This window comes from Arthrobacter sp. C2, from assembly GCA_024207135.1.
Lineage (GTDB): Bacteria > Actinomycetota > Actinomycetes > Actinomycetales > Micrococcaceae > Paeniglutamicibacter.
Window position 1 is genome coordinate 4,343,844 of record CP042428.1, and the last position, 17,743, is coordinate 4,361,586.

Genomic DNA, 17,743 nt, shown 5'->3' on the forward strand with positions numbered 1-17,743 from the left:
CCGGCAATATCAGCGTCTTAGTGTGGGGTCCGGCATACCAGCCGGACCCCACACGCCCTTGTTAGCGACCCTTTCGAGGGCACTCAAGACGGAAAGGCAAGAACCGCGCAGTGCTGAAATTTATCCTCAAGAGGCTGGGAGCCTCCATCGGCATCCTGTTTGCCGCATCCTTCCTCCTGTACGTGCTGGTGATCAACTCCGGGGACCCGTTGTCGGACCTCCGCGAATCGATCGCCGACAACCGCGACTACCTGATGCAGCAACGCAGCGACTACATGAACCTGGACATGCCCTGGTTCCAGCGCTACTGGACCTGGCTCGTGGGCGTGGGCGGCTGCTTCGCCCTCAAATGCGACCTGGGAACCAACATCCAGGGCATCGAGGTCACCGGGCTGCTGGGTGCCGCGGCGTCGTCCACGTTGCGCCTAGTCGTGCTGGCCACCGTGCTGGCTGCCATCGCCGGCATCGCCATCGGCGTCCTGTCCGCCATCCGCCAATACTCCGGCCTTGACTACGGGGTCACCTTCCTGACCTTCCTGTTCTTCTCGCTTCCGGTCTTCTGGGCGGCGGTGATGCTCAAGGAATACATGGCCATCGGCTACAACGACTGGATGAAGGACCCCTCGTTCTCCACGGTCCAAATCGTCTTGATCGCCCTGCTCTTCGGCTTCCTGATGCAGGTGTTCCTCGCCGGGAGCATGCGCCGGCGGCTGGCCACCTTCGCCGTCTCTGCGGCCTTCGTCGCCGTCGTGATCCCGTACCTGCTGTGGCTGAACTTCTTCCGCTACCCGCAGCTGGGCCCGGCCGCCATCGTGGTCCTGTCCCTGGCCGTGGCGCTGAGCGGAACCGCGATGTCGGTGGGGATCCGCAACAAGTTGGTCCTCTACCCGGCCCTCATCACCGTGGGCCTGGGCCTGGTCATGTACTACGCGACCTTCACGCTGCTGACGGAACCCAACACCTGGGTGTTGATCGTCGGGGGCATCCTCTCCGTGGCGGTCCCCGGTGCCATCGGCCACTTCATGGGCGGGCGCCTGCGCAAGACCGCGATGGCCGTCAGCGCCGTGACCGGGCTGGCCTTCGCCGGGCTGACGGTCATTGACCACATCTTCCGCGCCTGGCCCGGGTTCCTGGCCCTGAAGCCCCGGCCCATCGGCACCATCGGTTCCCAGACCCCGAACTTCACCGGGGACTTCTGGGAGTCCTTCCTGGATCGCGGCGCGCAGCTCTTGCTGCCCACGCTCCTGCTGGCAATCATTTCCCTCGCATCGTACTCGCGCTACACCCGTGCCTCGATGCTGGAGGTCGGGCAGCAGGACTACATCCGCACCGCCCGCTCCAAGGGCCTTTCCGAACGCACCGTGATCTTCCGCCACGCCTTCCGCAACGCGCTGATCCCCATCGCCACCATCGCGGCCTTCGACTTCGCGGGTTTGATCGGCGGCGCGGTGATCACCGAGACGGTGTTCGGCTGGAAGGGCATGGGCCAAATGTTCACCACCGGGCTGCATGCCGTGGACCCCGCGCCGGTCATGGCGTTCTTCCTGGTCACCGGAACCGCGGCGGTCCTGTTCAACATGCTGGCCGACATCTTCTACGCCTTGCTCGACCCGAGGATCCGGGTATGAGCGGGATCAAGGACAACGAGGAACTACGAGGTCCATCGAGCATGAAATCTGATATCGAACCCGGCGAGCAAGAACTTGTCTCGCTGGTTGAGGTCGAAGACGCGGAACTGGCCCGCAAGTCCAGCCAGTCCAAGAGCCAAGGCCAATTGGTCCGCCGGCGTTTCCTGAACCACAAGGCAGCCATGATCTCCACCGTGGTGCTGGTGGTCATCACGCTCACGGCATTCACCTCCATCGGATTTGCCGGCATTCCGGGTTGGTGGGGACAGAGCTACCTGAAGTCCTCCAGCGTGATCAACGGCGGGGCACCCACGCTGAGCCTGTGGCCCTCCTGGCTCGGCGGGCCCGGGTTCGCCATCGGGGAGCACCCCTTCGGGCAGGACAACACCGGCAAGGACTACTTCGCCCTGGTGATGCGTGGAACGCAGAAATCCATCATTATCGCGGTGACCGTCGGCGCACTGTCAACCTGCATCGGTGCGATCATCGGCGCCGTCGCCGGATACTTCCGCGGCTGGGTCGACGAGGTCCTGATGCGGCTGACCGACCTGTTCATCGTCATCCCGCTGCTGGTGTTGGCCGCCGTGCTGGGCCAGCTGGCCGGCTCCAAGCTGGGCGGCTCCATCTTCGCCCTGGCCCTGGTGCTGGGCATGCTGACCTGGACCGGACTGGCGCGCCTGGTGCGCGGCGAGATCCTGTCCCTGCGCGAGCGCGAATACGTCGCCGCCGCCCAGGCCATGGGATCGAAGACCTCCCGGGTGATCTTCAAGCACCTGCTGCCCAACACCATCGGGGTGATCGTGGTCAACGCGACCTTCGCGATCGCCGGGGCGATCCTGCTTGAAACCTCGCTGAGCTTCCTGGGCTTCGGGGTCAAGGCCCCCGAGTCCTCGCTGGGCCTGCTCATCAGCCAATACCAAAACGCGTTCACCAACCGGCCCTGGCTGTTCTGGTGGCCGGGCATGTTGATCGTGACCATCGCGTTGAGCGTGAACTTCCTGGGCGACGGGCTGCGCGACGCCTTTGACCCGCGCCAGACCAAGAAGACCCGGCGCCGCACCAAGAAGGAAGAGGTATCCGAATGAGCATCCCCACGGCCCATGCCGGCGACACCGCAACGGCCCTGAGCTTCCAGAACCTTTCCGTTTCCTTCGAGACCGAATTCTCCGATGTGCACGCGGTCAAGGGCCTGTCCCTCGAGGTGTACCCCGGGGAGGTCGTGGCCCTGGTGGGCGAGTCGGGTTCCGGGAAATCCGTGACCTCCACCGCCGCCATCGGCCTGCTGCCGCCCAACGCCTACATCACCGGCAGGGCAATGGTGGGCGGCATCGACGTGGTGGGCCTGCCCGAGAACAAGATGCGCAAGATGCGCGCCACGGACATCGCCATGGTCTTCCAGGAGCCCATGACCGCGCTGAACCCGGTGCTGACCATCGAGCGCCAGCTCACCGAGTCACTCGAGCTGCACGGATTGGCCTACGGCAAGGACGCGACCAACCGCGCGGTGGAGCTGCTGGAGATGGTCGGGATCCCCGACCCGCGCAAGCGCGTCAAGCAGTACCCGCACCAGTTCTCCGGCGGCCAGCGCCAGCGCATCGTGATCGCCATGGCGATCTCCTGCGACCCGAAGGTCATCATCGCCGACGAGCCGACCACCGCGCTGGATGTGACGGTGCAGGCAGAGATCTTGGACCTGCTGCGCGAGCTGAAGGACAAGCTGAACACCGGCATCCTGCTGATCACCCACAACATGGGCGTGGTGGCCGACCTGGCCGACCGCGTCGCGGTGATGTTCCGCGGTTCGCTGGTGGAAACCGGCACAGTGGACCAGGTGCTCAACCACCCGGTTCACCCGTACACGCAGAAGCTGCTGGCCTCGGTCCCGCGGCTCGAGGCCGTGGATGTCACCGGGACCTGGGAACCGGAACCTGCCGAGGTGCTGGACCCGGAGCGCAAGCTGGTCCTCGAGGCGAAGAACCTGGTGCTCGAATACGACATGCGCGGATCCAAGTTCCGTGCCGTGGACGACGTGTCCTTCGAACTGGCCCGCGGCCAGATCCTGGGCATCGTGGGGGAGTCGGGTTCCGGCAAGTCCACCGTGGCCAAGGCCGTGCTGGGGCTGCTGCCGGTGGCCTCCGGGGTGCTGGCGGTCCAGGGCACCAACCTGGCCTCGCTGCGGCCCAAGGCCGCCCGGGCGATCCGTGCCAAGATCGGGGTGATCTTCCAGGACCCGGCCGCGTCGCTGAATCCGCGCTTCCCGATCGGCGACTGCATCACCGAGCCGATGGTGGTGCACAAGGTCGGCAACCGTGCCGAGCGCATCAGGCGTGCCGAGGAACTGCTCGACGCGGTGCACCTGCCCCGCTCCGTGATCAACCGCTACCCGCACGAGCTCTCCGGCGGCCAGCGCCAGCGCATCTGCATCGCCCGTGCGCTGACGCTTGACCCGGAATTGCTGATCGCCGACGAGCCGACCAGTGCGCTGGATGTCTCGGTGCAGGCCGCGGTGCTGGAAATGATCCAGGAACTGCAGGCCCGCTACGAGTTCGCCTGCCTGTTTGTCAGCCACGACCTGGCCGTGGTGGACCTGCTGGCGCACAACGTGGTGGTCATGAAGGACGGCAAGTCGGTCGAGCAGGGACGGGTCTCCGACGTGCTGCACGCCCCGCAGCACGACTACACCCGCCGGCTGCTGGCCGCCGCCCCGGTGCCCGAGCCCCGGGAACAAGCGGTGCGCCGCGAGGCACGCCGCCTGTTGACGGAGCTGGAAAACCCGGACAGCTGAGGTCCGCACACGACAAAGGCCGGGAAACGAAGCAACTTGGTTTCCCGGCCTTTGCCTTGCCCGCGAGGCGGGACTTGGAATGGAACGTCGGGAGCCTAGGCAAGCTCCATGATGAATTCCTTCACGACCGCGGCACGGGCGTTGGAGAAGTCGGCTGCCTCGTCAATGACCTTGAAACCACGTCGTTCCAGGACCTTGATGGAGCCGATGTTGTCCTGCGGGACGCGTGCGCGCAACGGCCGGGTCGTGTACTCGGCCAGGAACGCGTCCACGGCGGAGGTGGTGATGCCCTGGCCCCAGAAGCGGCTTGCCGTCCAGAAGCTGATCTCCGGGATCGCTTCGTTCTCGAACACCAGGATGGAGCCGGCAACCTCGCCGTTGTGCTCGATGGTGCGCACGATGACCTTGGGGTCGCTGGTGATCAATCCCCAGTGGTGGTCGAAAACCCCGCGGTCGGCCGGGTTCCGGGCGGTGAAGGCGGCCATGAGGTTGGCTTCGGGGTCCTGCTGGTGTTCGAAGAACTGATCCAGGTCTTCGGGCTGCAAAGGCCGTAGATGCACGGTCACTGCCTCTCTAGTTGTGATGGTCGTCTATGTCCTAGCCTACCCGGGTGAACAGGGCGGACGCCGCCATCTGGTTCAGCAGTTTGCGCAAGCCCGCCTTGGAGGTGCGCGGGGAGTGCGCCGAATGCGCGGTGGAGTTCAACAAACCGAAGGCCGCGTGGGCGCGGAAGCGGATGACGGCGTTGGTTTCCTCGGGGTGGACCTGGTGCAGTTGTTCGGTCCACAGGGCGATGTAGGCGCGCTGGAGCTTGCGCACCAGTTGCAGTTCCGCGGCCGGCAGTGTCACCAGGTGGCGGTCCTGGACCTGGATGATGTCGGGTCGGGCCAGGGCAAAATCGGTATGGAAGGCGATCAGCCGCCTCAGGATTTCCTCGGCGCTGCCTCCGGCCGCAGTGACCTTCCGGCCCCCCTCGAGCATGTCCTCGCTGACGCCCACCAGCAGGGCGATGAGGACCGCCGGCTTGCCGGAGAAGTGCCGGTAGACCGCCGGGCCGCTGATTCCGCAGGCCGCCCCGAGGTCCTCGAGCGACACCCCGGCATAGCCGTGGATGGCAAAGAGCCGGGTGGCCTCGGCCAAAAGGTCTTCCCGGCGTTGCGCTTTGGCGCGATCGCGGTCGGTCGCAGCCAGGTCCTTGCCTTGTGCCTTCATGCCCCTGCGCTCCTTCCTGCCAAGGTCCCGCAAGCCGGCGAAAGCCGGGCGGATGATGGTGCTCCTGAGGCACTGGACAAGTGTGCCGTACGCCACTAGCCTCGAACTCAGTTAATGATCACTAACAATACGTGGTCGCCGGACAAAGCCCAAGCGGCCCGCTAACCGCGGGCCGAACGGGCCCGCAGGACCGGCCGGCCGGTGCCCGCACCACGGGGCTTCGGGCGAACTACCGGCAATCCCGCATCCATGCCTACCAGCGAAAGGGGCACCGGGGAAAATGATCAACCTGGAACTCAACGAGGACTACAAGGAACTGGCCAAGACCGTGCGCGAGTTCGCCACCGAGGTCGTCGCCCCGGTCTCGGCCAAGCACGACGCCGCCCATTCCTTCCCCTACGAAGTCATGGCGCAGATGGGCCAGATGGGCCTGTTCGGCCTGCCCTTTTCCGAGGAATACGGCGGGATGGGCGGAGACTACTTCGCCCTGTCCCTGGCCATCGAGGAACTGGCGCGCGTGGACCAGTCGGTCGCCATCACCCTGGAGGCCGGGGTGAGCCTCGGTGCCATGCCGATCCACCGCTTCGGGACCGAGGCGCAGAAGGAACGCTGGCTCCCGGCCCTCTGCTCCGGGACCGAGCTGGCCGGGTTCGGCCTGACCGAATCCGGTGCCGGCTCCGATGCCGGCGGCACCGCGACCACAGCGGCCCTGGCGGACGGCACCTGGACCATCAACGGATCCAAGGAATTCATCACCAACTCCGGCACCGACATCTCCACCCTGGTCACCGTCACCGCCGTCACCGGGACCCGGCAGAAGCCCGACGGAACCACCGCCAAGGAAATCTCCACCATCCTGGTGCCGCGCGACACCCCCGGCTACACCGTGGAGAAGGCCTATGACAAGGTCGGCTGGCGCGCCTCGGACACCCACCCCCTGCGGTTCGATGACGCGCAGGTCCCCGAGGAGAACCTGCTGGGGGAACGCGGGCGCGGCTACGCGAACTTCCTGTCCATCCTCGACGAGGGGCGCATCGCCATCGCGGCGCTGGGCACCGGGGCCGCCCAGGGCTGCCTGGACGAGGCCACCGCCTATGCCAAGACCCGGACTTCCTTCGGGAAGCCCATCGGATCGAACCAGGGCATCTCCTTCAAGATCGCCCGCATGGCCGCCCGGGTGCACACCTCCCGTCTCACCTACTATGCGGCGGCTGCCAAGATGCTCGCGGGCCAGGACTTCAAGACCGAGGCCGCGATCGCCAAGCTGGTGGCCGGGGAAGCGGCCATGGACAACGCCCGGGATGCCACGCAGATCTTCGGCGGCTACGGGTTCATGAACGAGTCCCTGGTGGCCAGGCACTACCGGGACTCGAAGATCCTGGAAATCGGCGAGGGCACCACCGAGGTCCAGCTGCTGCTGATCGCCCGGTCCCTGGGACTCTGAGGCGGGTCCGGGGCGCACGGGGTGAAAAGTTTGTAGGATACGAGAACAAGAGTCCTCCAGGGGTTGCCCCGGCCGGCCGGCGCAGCGGCGCGGTGCAGGCCGAAGCGAACCCCAATGAACCGATGGGATGCGTGATGGCCATGGCCGAGCAGGGCGATGTACACGAAATCCACCAGCGTGGCCTGTACTTCGAGGAACTGGAGGCCGACGCGGTCTACGTGCACTCGCCCGGGCGCACCATGACGGAGGCGGACAATGTCCTGTTCACCACCATGAGCATGAACACCCAGGCGCTGCACCTGGACGCCGCCTACGCGGCCACCCAGCCCTTCGGCCGCCGCGTCATGAATTCGATGTTCACCCTGGCCACCATGGTCGGCCAGTCGGTGGCCCAGCTGACCCAGGGCACCCTGATGGGCCAGCTCGGGCTGACCGACGTGCGCTTCCCGCATCCGCTGTTCCCGGGGGACACCCTCTACACCCAGACGCACATCGTTGACCTGCGCCCGTCGAACTCCCGGCCCGGGCTCGGGGTGGCGACGTTCGCCCACGTGGGCAGGAACCAGGACGGCATCACCGTGGCCGAGGCGACGCGGGTGTGCCTGATGTTCACCCGCGAGGCCCACGAGAAGCTCCGCAACGGGTCCTTCGGCGCGGACGACTGGCTCTAGCGAGGACTATCCGCGGCACCCCCGTAACCGGGTCAGGAAACCGGGTTCAGGGTATATCGGTTTTCCGGCCTGCCGGCGTTCCCGTAGCGGGGCGTGCAGCGGGCCAGCCCGTCGGCTACCAGGAACTCGAGGTAACGCCTGGCGCTGACTCGCGCCAGGCCAAGCTCCGCGGCGAGCTCGGAGGCCGAGTAGTCCCGGTTCGAATCCCGCAGCTGTCCCATGACAGCCTCAAGGGTCGCCCGCGAGAGCCCCTTGGGCGGTTCGGCCACGCGCGTGGGCACCGCCGCCCCGGTGCGTCCGGCCTCCGGAGCCGTGGGCGGTCCCTGGTCCGTGGACTGGGGCAGGCCGGAGCGCAGCAGGTCGATGCTGTGCTGGTCCAGGCCTTCCTCGGTGGAATGGTGGCCCAGGACGGCGGCCCGATGGGCTACATAGTGGTCCAGCCGGGCCTTGAATTCCGCCGAGCCAAAGGGCTTGACGAGGTATTCGATGACCCCGCCGGCAAGGGCCCCGCGCACCGTGGAAAGTTCCCGGGCAGCGGTGATGGCAAAGACGTCAAGCAGGCGACCCTCAAGCCGGGTGCGCAACGCGGAGAGTACTTCCAGCCCGCCGATGTCCGGCAGGTGGATGTCCAGCAGCAGCAGTTCCGGGCGCAGCGAGGAGACAAGTTCCATCCCCTGGGTGCCGGTGTGTGCGATGCCCACGACCTCGAAGGCGCCGTGGGCCATCAGGAAGCCGTGGTGCACCCCGGCCACGGAGGGGTCGTCGTCGATGATGACTGTGCGGATCGGGTTCATGCTCTTCCTGCTTTTTGCTTCGCGTGGTTCACGGGTGTGGTGGCCGGGGGAGGGAGCAGAATCGTGAAGGCGGCTCCGCCCAGGTCCGATGAGGCCACCGCAATGGTGCCGCGGCGGCGGGTCACCACCCGGTGGACCAAGGCTAGCCCAATGCCGCGGGCCCCGTCATGGTTGTTGCCCGCCTTGGTGCTGGTGCCAAGCTCCCACAGGGATTCGCGCATCGCCGGATCGATGCCGGGCCCGTCGTCGTGGATCTCGATCAGTACGCTGGAGTCCGTCTCCTCGCAGACCAGCAGCTCGATGCGCCCCTGATAGACCACCGCTTCGATGGCGTTGTCGATGAGGTTGCCCAGGATCGTGATCAGGTCCCGGCCCAGTGAGGGTTCGGAGGGCGCGAGCACCGAGTCGCTGTCGATGACCAGCTCGATGCCCTTCTCCCGGCAGATGGCGCCCTTGGCCAGCAGCAGCGCGCCCAGCTCGGGGTCGGTGACCGAAGCAAGGGCCGAGGCTCCCGTGGGAGAGCCGGAGGTATCGATGGATCCGATGAACGCCGAGGCGGCCTGGGCCTGTCCAAGCTCCAGCAGGCCGGAAATCACGTGCAGGCGGTTGGAGAATTCGTGGGCCTGGGCCCGCAGGGCCTGGGTCATGTCCCGCGCGCCGCTGAGGTCGCGCAGCACGGCATGGAGCTCGGTGCGGTCGCGCAGCACCAGCATGGCCCCGACGCTGGACCCGCCCACGGTGGCGCCGGAGACCTTTGCCAGCAGGATGCGCTCGCCGGCCAGGACCAGGCGCTCGTCCGCGGGCCGTTCCAGCAGCAATTGGGCGATCGGCTGTTCCAGCGCCTCAGCCGCGGGCAGGCCCAGGACGTCCTCGCGGATGCCCAACAAGCGCTTGGCCTCGTCGTTGGCAAGTGTGATGTTCCCGAGGCGGTCGGTGGCCAGCAGGCCCTCGCCGACGCCATGCAGCAGGGCCTCGCGGGATTGCAGCAGCTCGGCGATCTGTTCCGGTTCCTGCCGGTGGATCCGCCTCCAGACCAAGCGCGAAATGCTGAATGCCCCGATGCTTCCCACGACCGCGGCGGCGATGAGCCATCCCACCAGGATGGGCAGTCGCTCGAGCAGGTCCGCGGTCAGTTCGCTTTCCAGCACTCCCACCGAGGCGGTGCCGATGACGTCCCCATTGCTCCACACCGGAACCTTGACCCGCCAGGAGGTGCCCAGGGTGCCCTGCTCGGTGCCCACGAAGGTCTCCCCGGACAGCGGCACCGAGGGGTCGGTGGAGACCTTTTCTCCGATGCGCTCGGGGTTGGGGTGGGAATAGCGGATCCCCTCGGCATCCGTCACCACCACGTAGGTCACGTCCGAGGCCTGCCGGATCAGCTCGGCAATGGGATCGATGGTCGCGGCGGGGTTTTCCTCGGCGAAGGCCTCGATGACCGAGGGCAGCCGGGCCACGGATTCGGCCACGCCCACCATCCGGGCCTGGTGGGCATCGCGGATGGAATCGGCCTGCAGGTACGCCGCCACCACGCCGGTCACCGAAATCACCAGGAACACGATGCCGACCTGAAGCAGCAACAGGTGTGTTCGAAGCGAGGGGGTGCGGAACATCCAACCATTTTTGCACGATTCCCCGCGTCAGGGCGGGCCCGTGACCATAAAGACCAATACCACCACTACCACCACATGCTTCACGGGAACCGGGGGGCTTTGTAGTGTCGATCACGCACCCTGGTGATCGACAGCACATGCCGCGGTGCCCACTCATTCGCACATCCGGACAAGGAAGTTCCACTCGTGAAGATCAATCGCTCGTTGACCCGCCGCACCGCCCTGCTGGCCGCGGCCGCCGCCACCGCACTGACCCTCACCGCCTGCGGCGGAGGCGGGGGCACCGACGCCGGGGCCGCAGACGAAATCAAGAAGCTGAACATCATCGTCCCGGCCAACCCGGGCGGCGGCTGGGACCAGACCGGTCGCTCCATGCAGGCGGACCTCACCGCCAACAAGCAGGTCGGCTCCGCCAGCGTGCAGAACATCGGCGGCGCCGGCGGCACCAACGGCCTGGCCAAGCTGGCCACCGAAAAGGACGCCAACACCCTGATGGTCATGGGCTACGTGATGGTCGGTTCGGTGGAGACCAACAAGTCCGCCTCGCGCATCGAAGACACCACCCCGATCGCCCGCCTCACCGAAGAGCCGCTGGTGCTCGTCGTCCCGGCCTCCAGCCCCTACCAGAGCACCGATGACCTGATCGCGGACATCAAGGCCAAGGGCAAGGGCGTTGCCATCACCGGCGGCTCGGCCGGCGGCGCCGACCACATCCTGATCGGCCAGATCCTCAAGGCCAAGGGCATCGCCCCCGACTCGCTGAACTACATCGGCTACTCCGGTGGTGGCGAATCCCTTGCCGCACTGCTGGGCAACAAGGTCCAGGCCGGCATCTCGGGCGTGGGCGAATACGCCGAGCAGGTCAAGGCCGGCAAGGTCCGTGCCCTGGCGGTCTCCGGTCCCGCCGAGGCACCGGCACTGCCGGGCGTCAAGCCGTTGAAGGACCAGGGCATCGACGTGGTGCTGACCAACTGGCGCGGCGTGGTCGCCCCGGGCTCCATCGACGAAGCCCAGGCCGCCAAGCTCACCGACATGGTCACCAAGCTCAACGAGTCCGAGGCCTGGGCCAAGACGCTCAAGGACAACAACTGGGACAACGCGTTCCTGGCCGGGGATGAGTTCAAGACCTTCCTCGACGAGGACATCACCAAGGTCAAGACCACGCTGACCGAGATCGGTCTGGTCAAGTAACCATGCAGACCGCGCAGAAGAACCTCGGAGAAGTTCTCTTTGCGTTGGTCTTCGTAGTACTGGGTGTAGCGGGAGTGATCTTCGCCGGAACCATCGAGGTTCCGGACCTGGAGTTCGGCATGGGCCCTCGGGCCTTCCCCTACATCGTGAGCACACTGATGCTGGTCATCGGGGCGGGCCTGGTCTTCCAGGCGCTCCGGGGCCAGCTCGGTGCTGCCGAGGACGGCGAAGACATTGACGCAGAGGCCAGCACCGACTGGATCACCATCGGCAAGATCGCCCTCTTTGTCGTCATCCACATCGTGCTCATCGAGCCCGCCGGCTGGCCGGTTGCCGCCGCGGTGCTGTTCACCGGGGCTTCCTGGTCCCTGGGTGCCAAACCCCTGTGGCGCTCAATCATGATCTCGGTCATCCTGGCCCTGGTGCTGCAGTACCTCTTCGGCGGGCTCCTGGGCGTATCCCTGCCGCGCGGACCGCTGCTGGAAGGCGTTGAGTTCCTCAATGGATAACTTCAATATGCTCATGGAGGGCTTCGCCACCGCGGCGCAACCCATCTACCTGCTTTACGCGCTCTTCGGGGTGTTCATCGGCACCGCCGTCGGCGTGCTGCCGGGCATCGGCCCGGCCATGACCGTGGCACTGCTGATGCCCATCACATACTCGCTGGAACCCACCGCGGCCATGATCGTGTTTGCCGGCATCTACTACGGGGGCATGTACGGCGGCTCGACCACCTCGATCCTGCTGAACACCCCCGGGGAATCGGCCTCCATCGTCACGGCGCTGGAGGGAAACAAGATGGCCAAGGCCGGGCGCGGGGCCGCGGCCCTGGCGACCGCGGCCATCGGCTCCTTCATCGCCGGCACCATCGCCACGGTGCTGCTGACCTTCCTGGCTCCGGTCATCGTGGACTTCGCGATCAACCTGGGACCGGTGGACTTCGTGGCCCTGATGGTGGTCGCGTTCCTGACCATCGGCGCCCTGCTGGGCGGCTCCATCCTGCGGGGCATGGCCTCGCTGGTGCTGGGCCTGTTCATTGGCCTGATCGGCGTGGATGACACCACCGCGCAGCAGCGCTACACCCTCGGCTTCCCCGGACTGACCGACGGCATCGACGTGGTGCTGGTGGCCGTGGGACTCTTCGCCGTGGGCGAGGCCCTCTACGTAGCGGCCCGCATGCGCAAGGGCCCGGTTGAGGTCATGTCCATGGGCTCTTCCTCGGGCAACAGTGCCAAGTGGATGAGCAAGGACGACTGGAAGCGCTCCTGGAAGCCCTGGCTGCGCGGAACCTTCATCGGCTTCCCGATCGGCACCGTCCCGGCCGGCGGCGCGGACGTCTCCACGTTTCTGTCCTACGCCACCGAACGCAAGCTGGCCAAGGGCAAGAACAAGAAGCAGTTCGGCCACGGCGCCATCGAGGGCGTTGCCGGCCCGGAGGCCGCCAACAACGCGGCAGCCGCCGGCGTGCTGGTCCCGCTGCTGACCCTGGGCATCCCTACGACCGCGACAGCGGCCATGATGCTCACGGCCTTCCAGCGCTACCAGATCCAGCCCGGCCCGCTGCTGATGGAAACCAACGGTGCGCTGGTCTGGGCGTTGATCGCCAGCCTGTACATCGGCAACCTGATGCTGCTGATCCTGAACCTGCCGCTGGTGGGGCTCTGGGTGAAGATCCTGCAGATCCCGCGACCCTACCTGTACTCCGGGATCCTGGTCTTCGGTGCCCTGGGCGCCTACTCGTTGAACTTCGCCACGCTGGACGTGGTGATCCTGCTGGTCATCGGCATCCTGGGCTTCTTCATGCGGCAATACGGCTACCCCGTGGCACCCATGGTGGTGGCCATGATCCTGGGCCCCATGTTCGAGGTGCAATTGCGCCGCGGCCTGCAGATCTCGCAAAACGATGTCTCGGCCCTGGTCTCCACCCCGTTCACCTGGGTGGTCTACGGAGCACTGATATTGATGTTCGTGGCTTCGTTCTTCATCAAGCGGGCACAGAAAAAGATGGAATCCGCCCCCCTGGAACAGATCGAGGAGCCCAGCAAATGAGCGAAGCAACCACCCGCCCGGTGATCGTGCTCGGATACGTGCCCGGCGCCCTGGGAGATGCAGCCCTGGCCGCGGCCGTGGACGAATGCGCCCGACGCGATGCGAAGCTGCTGGTCATCAACTCCACCCGTGCCGATCGCACGGTGGATGTGCACTACGCCTTCGGGCCTGACATGGAGCGCTTGCGCACCTACCTGGAGGCCGGCGGGGTGGAACACGAAATCCGCCAGTTCACCTCGGACCAGCTGGCCAGCGACGACGTGCTTGAAGCCGCAGAGAAGGCGGATGCCGAACTCATCGTCATCGGGGTGCGCCGGCGCTCGCCGGTGGGCAAGATGCTGATGGGCTCCGACGCCCAGCGCATCTTGCTGCAGGCCGAATGCAACGTGCTGGCGGTCAAGGCGTAGTCCGCCCGGCGCCCATGAATCGACAGCGCCCGTCCCCTACCCCGGCCATCCAGCTGCGAGCAGGAGGCGGGCGCTGTTGATTTCCGGCACTGCAGCCCATTCAGCACAAAAGATGATCGCCGCCGAGCGTTTTTTGCCGACACGGCGGGACACCAATGGCGTCGGTTCCCGTGCTGCAGGCAACTGCGACTTTATCCATGCTCAAGCTGGCTCGAGACGGGATCCTTTGGAGCAGATCTTTGGTTGTGGATTTCTGGAACAATGACGTCTCCAACTGGCTGCATAAGGTTTCTGAGGTGCTTCGATTTCTAATCGGCGCGGAAATCGCGAACTTCATTGAATGGAGTGAGCCTGGGCCGCGGCCGCCCTCTACGAGGAATATTCGGCTCCGATTCGAGATCCCCTTGGCGGTTTTTAGTTTGGATAGCGCCAGTGGCCAACCCTCGCGGCATCGTATCGATTCTGGGTTGGGAGACAAATTGTCGAGCCTCGGTGAGGAGCTGTTTCAAATGAATTGCGCAGTGCATCGGAACCTAGCGGAGCCGTCCTTTACTTGCTCCAAGGAATGTGGATATCCGGGACGCGAATTAAAGAATAACTGAAGGGCCCGTTATATAAAGAGAATACAGAGCCCTTCAGTGATGTATAAAGAACTATCAGTTCTATTTGTACGAATTGTTGTACGTGTACACATCGGTGCAGTAGCCGACGACTTGGTAGCTTGAGTTGGTCGTGCAGATTTGGAGGCGAACTCTCGCCCCCGCCGGGGGGTAACCGGGCCTCCATTTGGCTTGGTAGCCATCAGCGATGTACCTGTCGAGGTATCGGTTCCACGTGCCGTTTGCGTAGGCGTAGAAACGTACCCTGACGTGGTAACCGTTCTTGACATTCGAAACCCGAATCGTTCCGTCATCTGGGCAGCCTCGGCAGTCCAAGTACGTATAGGAACCTTCGAGTTTTCCTGTCACGCCATTGAAATATAGGTCATAGACTGTCTTGGCTGTCGCCGGTGACGCAGGTATGGCCGTCATAAAGACGATCAGCACTGCCGCTACGAGTGCCGAAATCCTCTTGGATGCTGTACGCATTCGATCGCGCTCCTTGCCTTGGTGGTGTGTGATCAACTCCAGGTATTCCATTGGTGTGGTACAGGTCACATCTTAAGCAATGGACTTTCCCCTGACTAGGGAGATGGCCGAAATGACCGTTTCACTGGAATACGGGCCACGGTGCCGGCATTCAGGATTTTCCGGATGTCCTCCTTCAACCAGTCCCGGTGGCGCCAGCCCATTGGGAAGCCACAGCAACAGCGGACATAATGGGTCAGGTGAACATCGCGCAGTTTTCCTCCCATACCCAGGCCACGGCATTCACCGCCCCGAGACCCGGAACCATCCGGCGCATCACGCTGATCGGCTCCACCGGGTCCATCGGCACCCAGGGCCTTGAGGTCATCGCCTCGGCCCCCGACCGCTTCGCCGTCGCCGCGCTTTCGGGCGGGCACAACCTCACGCTGCTGGCCGCCCAGGCCGTGGCCACCGGCGCCCCGGCGGTGGGCTGCGCACATCCCGACATCGACGCGCTGTCGGCGGCCATCGCCGGGGCGGCCGCCGCCGCGGGCGTGCACGGATACGCCCCGCAGCTTTTCGCCGGCGAGCACGCGGCCACCGAGATCGCCCGTTTCCCGGACGCCGACGTGGTGCTCAACGGCATCACCGGGTCCATCGGGCTGGCCCCCACGCTGGCCGCGCTGAAGGCCGGGCACCTGCTGGCCCTGGCCAACAAGGAATCGCTGATCGTCGGCGGGCAGCTGGTCAAGGCCGCGGCCGCCCCCGGGCAGCTGGTCCCGGTGGACTCCGAGCACTCCGCGCTGGCCCAGGCGCTGCGCTCCGGCACCCCGGAGGAGGTCCACAAGCTCATCGTCACCGCCTCCGGAGGCCCCTTCCGCGGCTGGTCCGCCGAGGCGCTGCGCTCGGTGACCCCGGCCCAGGCACTGGCCCACCCCACCTGGGACATGGGCAAGGTGATCACCACCAACTCCGCGACCATGGTCAACAAGGCCCTGGAAGTCATCGAGGCGCACCTGCTCTTCGACGTGCCGCTGGATCGCATCGAAGCCGTGGTGCACCCTCAGTCCATCGTGCACTCCATGGTCGAGTTCATCGACGGCTCCACCATCGCCCAGGCCTCCCCGCCGGACATGGCCCTGCCCATCGCCCTGGGCATCGGCTGGCCGCACCGGGTGCCGGGCTCGGCCACCCCCTGCGACTGGTCCACCGCCGCGTCCTGGACCTTCGAACCGCTCGATGAGGAGGCCTTCGGCGCGATCAGGCTGGCCAAGGCCGCCGCCGCGGCCTCGCCCACGCACATGGCCGTCTACAACGCGGTGAACGAGGAGGCCGTGGAGGCCTTCCACGCCGGGGCCATCCGCTTCACCGACATCGTCGAGACCATCGAGGCGATCCTGCAGGACTACACCCCCGAAGCCGGGGAGCCGACCCTCCAGACGGTGCTGGCCGCCGAGACCTGGGCACGAAAAGCCGCCGCCAAACGTTTGGAATCACTGTGAGCATCCTTCTTTTCATCCTCGGCGTGCTGGTCATGGTCGTCGCCGTCGGCGTGTCCATCGGCCTGCACGAGGTCGGGCACCTGATCCCGGCCAAGCGCTTTGGCGTGCGCGTGCCCCAGTACATGATCGGTTTCGGCAAGACGCTGTTCTCCGTCAAGCGCGGGGACACCGAATACGGGTTCAAGGCCATCCCGCTGGGCGGTTACATCTCCATGATCGGGATGTACCCGCCGGCCAGGAACAAGGGGGTCGTGGGGGCCACCGACGCCCCGATCCTGCGCAAGTCCTCCACCGGCATGTTCCAGCAAATGGCCGACGAGGCCAGGCATGCGGCGGCCGAGCAGCTGCAGCCCGGCGACGAGAACCGGCTGTTCTACAAGCTCCCGGTCTACAAGCGCATCATCATCATGCTCGGCGGCCCGGTGATGAACCTGCTGATCGGCATCGCGATGGTCGGCATCGTCACGGTCGGCTTCGGCATGCCCACCCAGACCAGCACCGTCGACGAGGTCTACCAGTGCGTGGTGCCCCTGGGGCAGGAAACCACCCGGGACGCCTCGGTCAACAACGGCTGCCTGCCCTCCGACGCACCCGGCCCGGCCTACGCCGCGGGCCTGCGCCCGGGGGACAAGATCACCTCCTTCGCCGGCAAGCCGGTGGGCAACACCGACTGGGTGCAGCTGACCCAGGCCATCCGCGGCCATGCGGGGGAACCTGTCCCGCTGACCTACGCGCGCGACGGAGTGGAACACTCCACGTCCATCACCCCCTACAAGACCGAGCGTCCGCTGATCAACGACCAGGGCCAGATCGTCACCGACGCCTCGGGCAAGCGCGAGACCGTCGAGGTCGGCTTCATCGGCATGGGGTCGAAGGTGGAAAACATTTCCCAGCCAATCTCCGCGGTGCTGCCCGCGGTGGGCACCCAGCTCAAGGGCGTCACCGCCGTGGTGCTCGATTTGCCGGCGCGTGTCGCCGCGGTCGGCAAGGCCGCCTTCTCCGATGCACCGCGCGACCCCAACGGCCCGATCTCCGTGGTGGGCGTGGGACGCATCGCCGGGGAGATCAGCGCGATGGACCAGATCGGGGTGGCGGACAAGGTCGCCTCGTTGTTCTCGTTGATCGGCGGGCTGAACATCGCATTGTTCGTCTTCAACCTGATCCCGCTGCTGCCACTGGATGGCGGGCACGTGATCGGCGCGCTCTTCGAATCGGTCCGCCGGTTCTTCGCCAAGCTCTTCAAGCGCCCGGACCCGGGGCCGGTGGATATCGCCAAGATGCTGCCGCTGACCTACGTGGTCGCAGTCGGCATGATGGTCATGGGCGCGGTGCTGATCTACGCCGACATCGTGAAGCCTGTGTCCATTTTCGGCTGACCTGGTC

At 65.9% G+C, this 17,743-nt stretch carries 17 protein-coding genes; 12 read left to right on the plus strand and 5 right to left on the minus strand.

Annotated elements, in window-relative coordinates:
- The first annotated feature begins 110 nt into the window (after positions 1 to 110).
- The 3 genes from FPY90_RS19835 to FPY90_RS19845 are packed head-to-tail and all read left to right on the plus strand — an operon-like array spanning position 111 to position 4,413.
- A complete protein-coding gene (locus FPY90_RS19835) occupies positions 111 to 1,628 on the plus strand; it encodes an ABC transporter permease (RefSeq protein WP_498682942.1) in 1,518 nt (505 codons plus the stop codon).
- A gap of 41 nt (positions 1,629 to 1,669) precedes the next feature.
- Positions 1,670 to 2,713: an ABC transporter permease gene (locus tag FPY90_RS19840; RefSeq protein ID WP_139194913.1), complete on the plus strand. Its 1,044-nt coding sequence runs from the start codon at positions 1,670 to 1,672 to the stop codon at positions 2,711 to 2,713.
- A complete protein-coding gene (locus FPY90_RS19845) occupies positions 2,710 to 4,413 on the plus strand; it encodes an ABC transporter ATP-binding protein (protein ID WP_498682944.1) in 1,704 nt (567 codons plus the stop codon). Before FPY90_RS19840 ends, FPY90_RS19845 begins: the two co-directional genes overlap by 4 nt.
- Before the next feature lie 95 nt (positions 4,414 to 4,508).
- Here the strand turns inward: FPY90_RS19845 and FPY90_RS19850 are convergent, their stop codons facing one another.
- Together FPY90_RS19850 and FPY90_RS19855 are read right to left on the minus strand one after the other, a co-directional pair.
- Positions 4,509 to 4,973 (minus strand): GNAT family N-acetyltransferase, encoded by a 465-nt coding sequence (locus FPY90_RS19850; RefSeq protein ID WP_071215760.1) that lies wholly within the window; start codon positions 4,971 to 4,973, stop codon positions 4,509 to 4,511.
- A gap of 37 nt (positions 4,974 to 5,010) precedes the next feature.
- On the minus strand, positions 5,011 to 5,625 hold the full coding sequence (locus tag FPY90_RS19855; RefSeq protein ID WP_498682945.1) for a TetR/AcrR family transcriptional regulator: 615 nt from the start codon (positions 5,623 to 5,625) through the stop codon (positions 5,011 to 5,013).
- A gap of 280 nt (positions 5,626 to 5,905) precedes the next feature.
- On the opposite strand from FPY90_RS19855, the gene FPY90_RS19860 reads away from it, so the two are divergent.
- Together FPY90_RS19860 and FPY90_RS19865 are read left to right on the plus strand one after the other, a co-directional pair.
- Positions 5,906 to 7,069, plus strand: coding sequence for an acyl-CoA dehydrogenase family protein (locus FPY90_RS19860; protein ID WP_071215640.1), 1,164 nt, complete (start codon positions 5,906 to 5,908; stop codon positions 7,067 to 7,069).
- A gap of 122 nt (positions 7,070 to 7,191) precedes the next feature.
- Positions 7,192 to 7,740, plus strand: coding sequence for a MaoC family dehydratase (locus tag FPY90_RS19865; RefSeq protein WP_498682947.1), 549 nt, complete (start codon positions 7,192 to 7,194; stop codon positions 7,738 to 7,740).
- A 32-nt stretch (positions 7,741 to 7,772) separates the two neighbouring features.
- On the opposite strand, the gene FPY90_RS19870 is transcribed toward FPY90_RS19865, so the two are convergent.
- Together FPY90_RS19870 and FPY90_RS19875 are read right to left on the minus strand one after the other, a co-directional pair.
- Entirely contained in the window at positions 7,773 to 8,534 is a 762-nt protein-coding gene (locus tag FPY90_RS19870) for a response regulator (protein ID WP_498682949.1), read from the minus strand.
- Positions 8,531 to 10,144, minus strand: coding sequence for an ATP-binding protein (locus FPY90_RS19875; protein ID WP_498682951.1), 1,614 nt, complete (start codon positions 10,142 to 10,144; stop codon positions 8,531 to 8,533). The genes FPY90_RS19870 and FPY90_RS19875 overlap by 4 nt, the downstream gene beginning before the upstream one ends.
- A gap of 186 nt (positions 10,145 to 10,330) precedes the next feature.
- On the opposite strand from FPY90_RS19875, the gene FPY90_RS19880 reads away from it, so the two are divergent.
- The 5 genes from FPY90_RS19880 to FPY90_RS19900 all read left to right on the plus strand — a co-directional run bounded on the left by FPY90_RS19880 (position 10,331) and on the right by FPY90_RS19900 (position 14,056).
- Entirely contained in the window at positions 10,331 to 11,335 is a 1,005-nt protein-coding gene (locus FPY90_RS19880; protein WP_498682953.1) for a Bug family tripartite tricarboxylate transporter substrate binding protein, read from the plus strand.
- Between the two features lie 2 nt (positions 11,336 to 11,337).
- Positions 11,338 to 11,844, plus strand: coding sequence for a tripartite tricarboxylate transporter TctB family protein (locus tag FPY90_RS19885; RefSeq protein ID WP_071215643.1), 507 nt, complete (start codon positions 11,338 to 11,340; stop codon positions 11,842 to 11,844).
- On the plus strand, positions 11,837 to 13,384 hold the full coding sequence (locus FPY90_RS19890) for a tripartite tricarboxylate transporter permease (protein WP_498682955.1): 1,548 nt from the start codon (positions 11,837 to 11,839) through the stop codon (positions 13,382 to 13,384). The genes FPY90_RS19885 and FPY90_RS19890 overlap by 8 nt, the downstream gene beginning before the upstream one ends.
- Positions 13,381 to 13,791, plus strand: a complete 411-nt coding sequence (locus FPY90_RS19895; protein ID WP_498682956.1) for a universal stress protein — start codon at positions 13,381 to 13,383, stop codon at positions 13,789 to 13,791. Before FPY90_RS19890 ends, FPY90_RS19895 begins: the two co-directional genes overlap by 4 nt.
- Before the next feature lie 76 nt (positions 13,792 to 13,867).
- Positions 13,868 to 14,056 (plus strand): hypothetical protein, encoded by a 189-nt coding sequence (locus FPY90_RS19900; RefSeq protein ID WP_498682957.1) that lies wholly within the window; start codon positions 13,868 to 13,870, stop codon positions 14,054 to 14,056.
- Positions 14,057 to 14,453: 397 nt separating this feature from the next.
- On the opposite strand, the gene FPY90_RS19905 is transcribed toward FPY90_RS19900, so the two are convergent.
- Complete coding sequence (locus FPY90_RS19905; RefSeq protein ID WP_139194900.1) at positions 14,454 to 14,879, minus strand: hypothetical protein; 426 nt, start codon at positions 14,877 to 14,879, stop codon at positions 14,454 to 14,456.
- 305 nt (positions 14,880 to 15,184) lie between these two features.
- Here FPY90_RS19905 and dxr point away from each other — a divergent pair, with 305 nt between their 5' ends.
- Positions 15,185 to 16,360, plus strand: a complete 1,176-nt coding sequence (gene dxr / locus FPY90_RS19910; RefSeq protein ID WP_071215764.1) for a 1-deoxy-D-xylulose-5-phosphate reductoisomerase — start codon at positions 15,185 to 15,187, stop codon at positions 16,358 to 16,360.
- Positions 16,357 to 17,736, plus strand: a complete 1,380-nt coding sequence (locus FPY90_RS19915) for a M50 family metallopeptidase (RefSeq protein WP_175475498.1) — start codon at positions 16,357 to 16,359, stop codon at positions 17,734 to 17,736. Before dxr ends, FPY90_RS19915 begins: the two co-directional genes overlap by 4 nt.
- Positions 17,737 to 17,743: the final 7 nt, after the last annotated feature.

Bases quoted from the DNA above. Each gene is read 5' to 3' on its own strand.
- FPY90_RS19855 (WP_498682945.1), bottom strand. From the start codon at position 5,625: ATGAAGGCACAAGGCAAGGACCTGGCTGCGACCGACCGCGATCGCGCC.
- FPY90_RS19840 (WP_139194913.1), top strand. From the start codon at position 1,670: ATGAAATCTGATATCGAACCCGGCGAGCAAGAACTTGTCTCGCTGGTT.
- FPY90_RS19865 (WP_498682947.1), top strand. From the start codon at position 7,192: ATGGGATGCGTGATGGCCATGGCCGAGCAGGGCGATGTACACGAAATC.
- FPY90_RS19895 (WP_498682956.1), top strand. From the start codon at position 13,381: ATGAGCGAAGCAACCACCCGCCCGGTGATCGTGCTCGGATACGTGCCC.
- FPY90_RS19885 (WP_071215643.1), top strand. From the start codon at position 11,338: ATGCAGACCGCGCAGAAGAACCTCGGAGAAGTTCTCTTTGCGTTGGTC.
- FPY90_RS19845 (WP_498682944.1), top strand. From the start codon at position 2,710: ATGAGCATCCCCACGGCCCATGCCGGCGACACCGCAACGGCCCTGAGC.
- FPY90_RS19860 (WP_071215640.1), top strand. From the start codon at position 5,906: ATGATCAACCTGGAACTCAACGAGGACTACAAGGAACTGGCCAAGACC.
- FPY90_RS19890 (WP_498682955.1), top strand. From the start codon at position 11,837: ATGGATAACTTCAATATGCTCATGGAGGGCTTCGCCACCGCGGCGCAA.
- FPY90_RS19870 (WP_498682949.1), bottom strand. From the start codon at position 8,534: ATGAACCCGATCCGCACAGTCATCATCGACGACGACCCCTCCGTGGCC.
- FPY90_RS19875 (WP_498682951.1), bottom strand. From the start codon at position 10,144: ATGTTCCGCACCCCCTCGCTTCGAACACACCTGTTGCTGCTTCAGGTC.
- FPY90_RS19905 (WP_139194900.1), bottom strand. From the start codon at position 14,879: ATGCGTACAGCATCCAAGAGGATTTCGGCACTCGTAGCGGCAGTGCTG.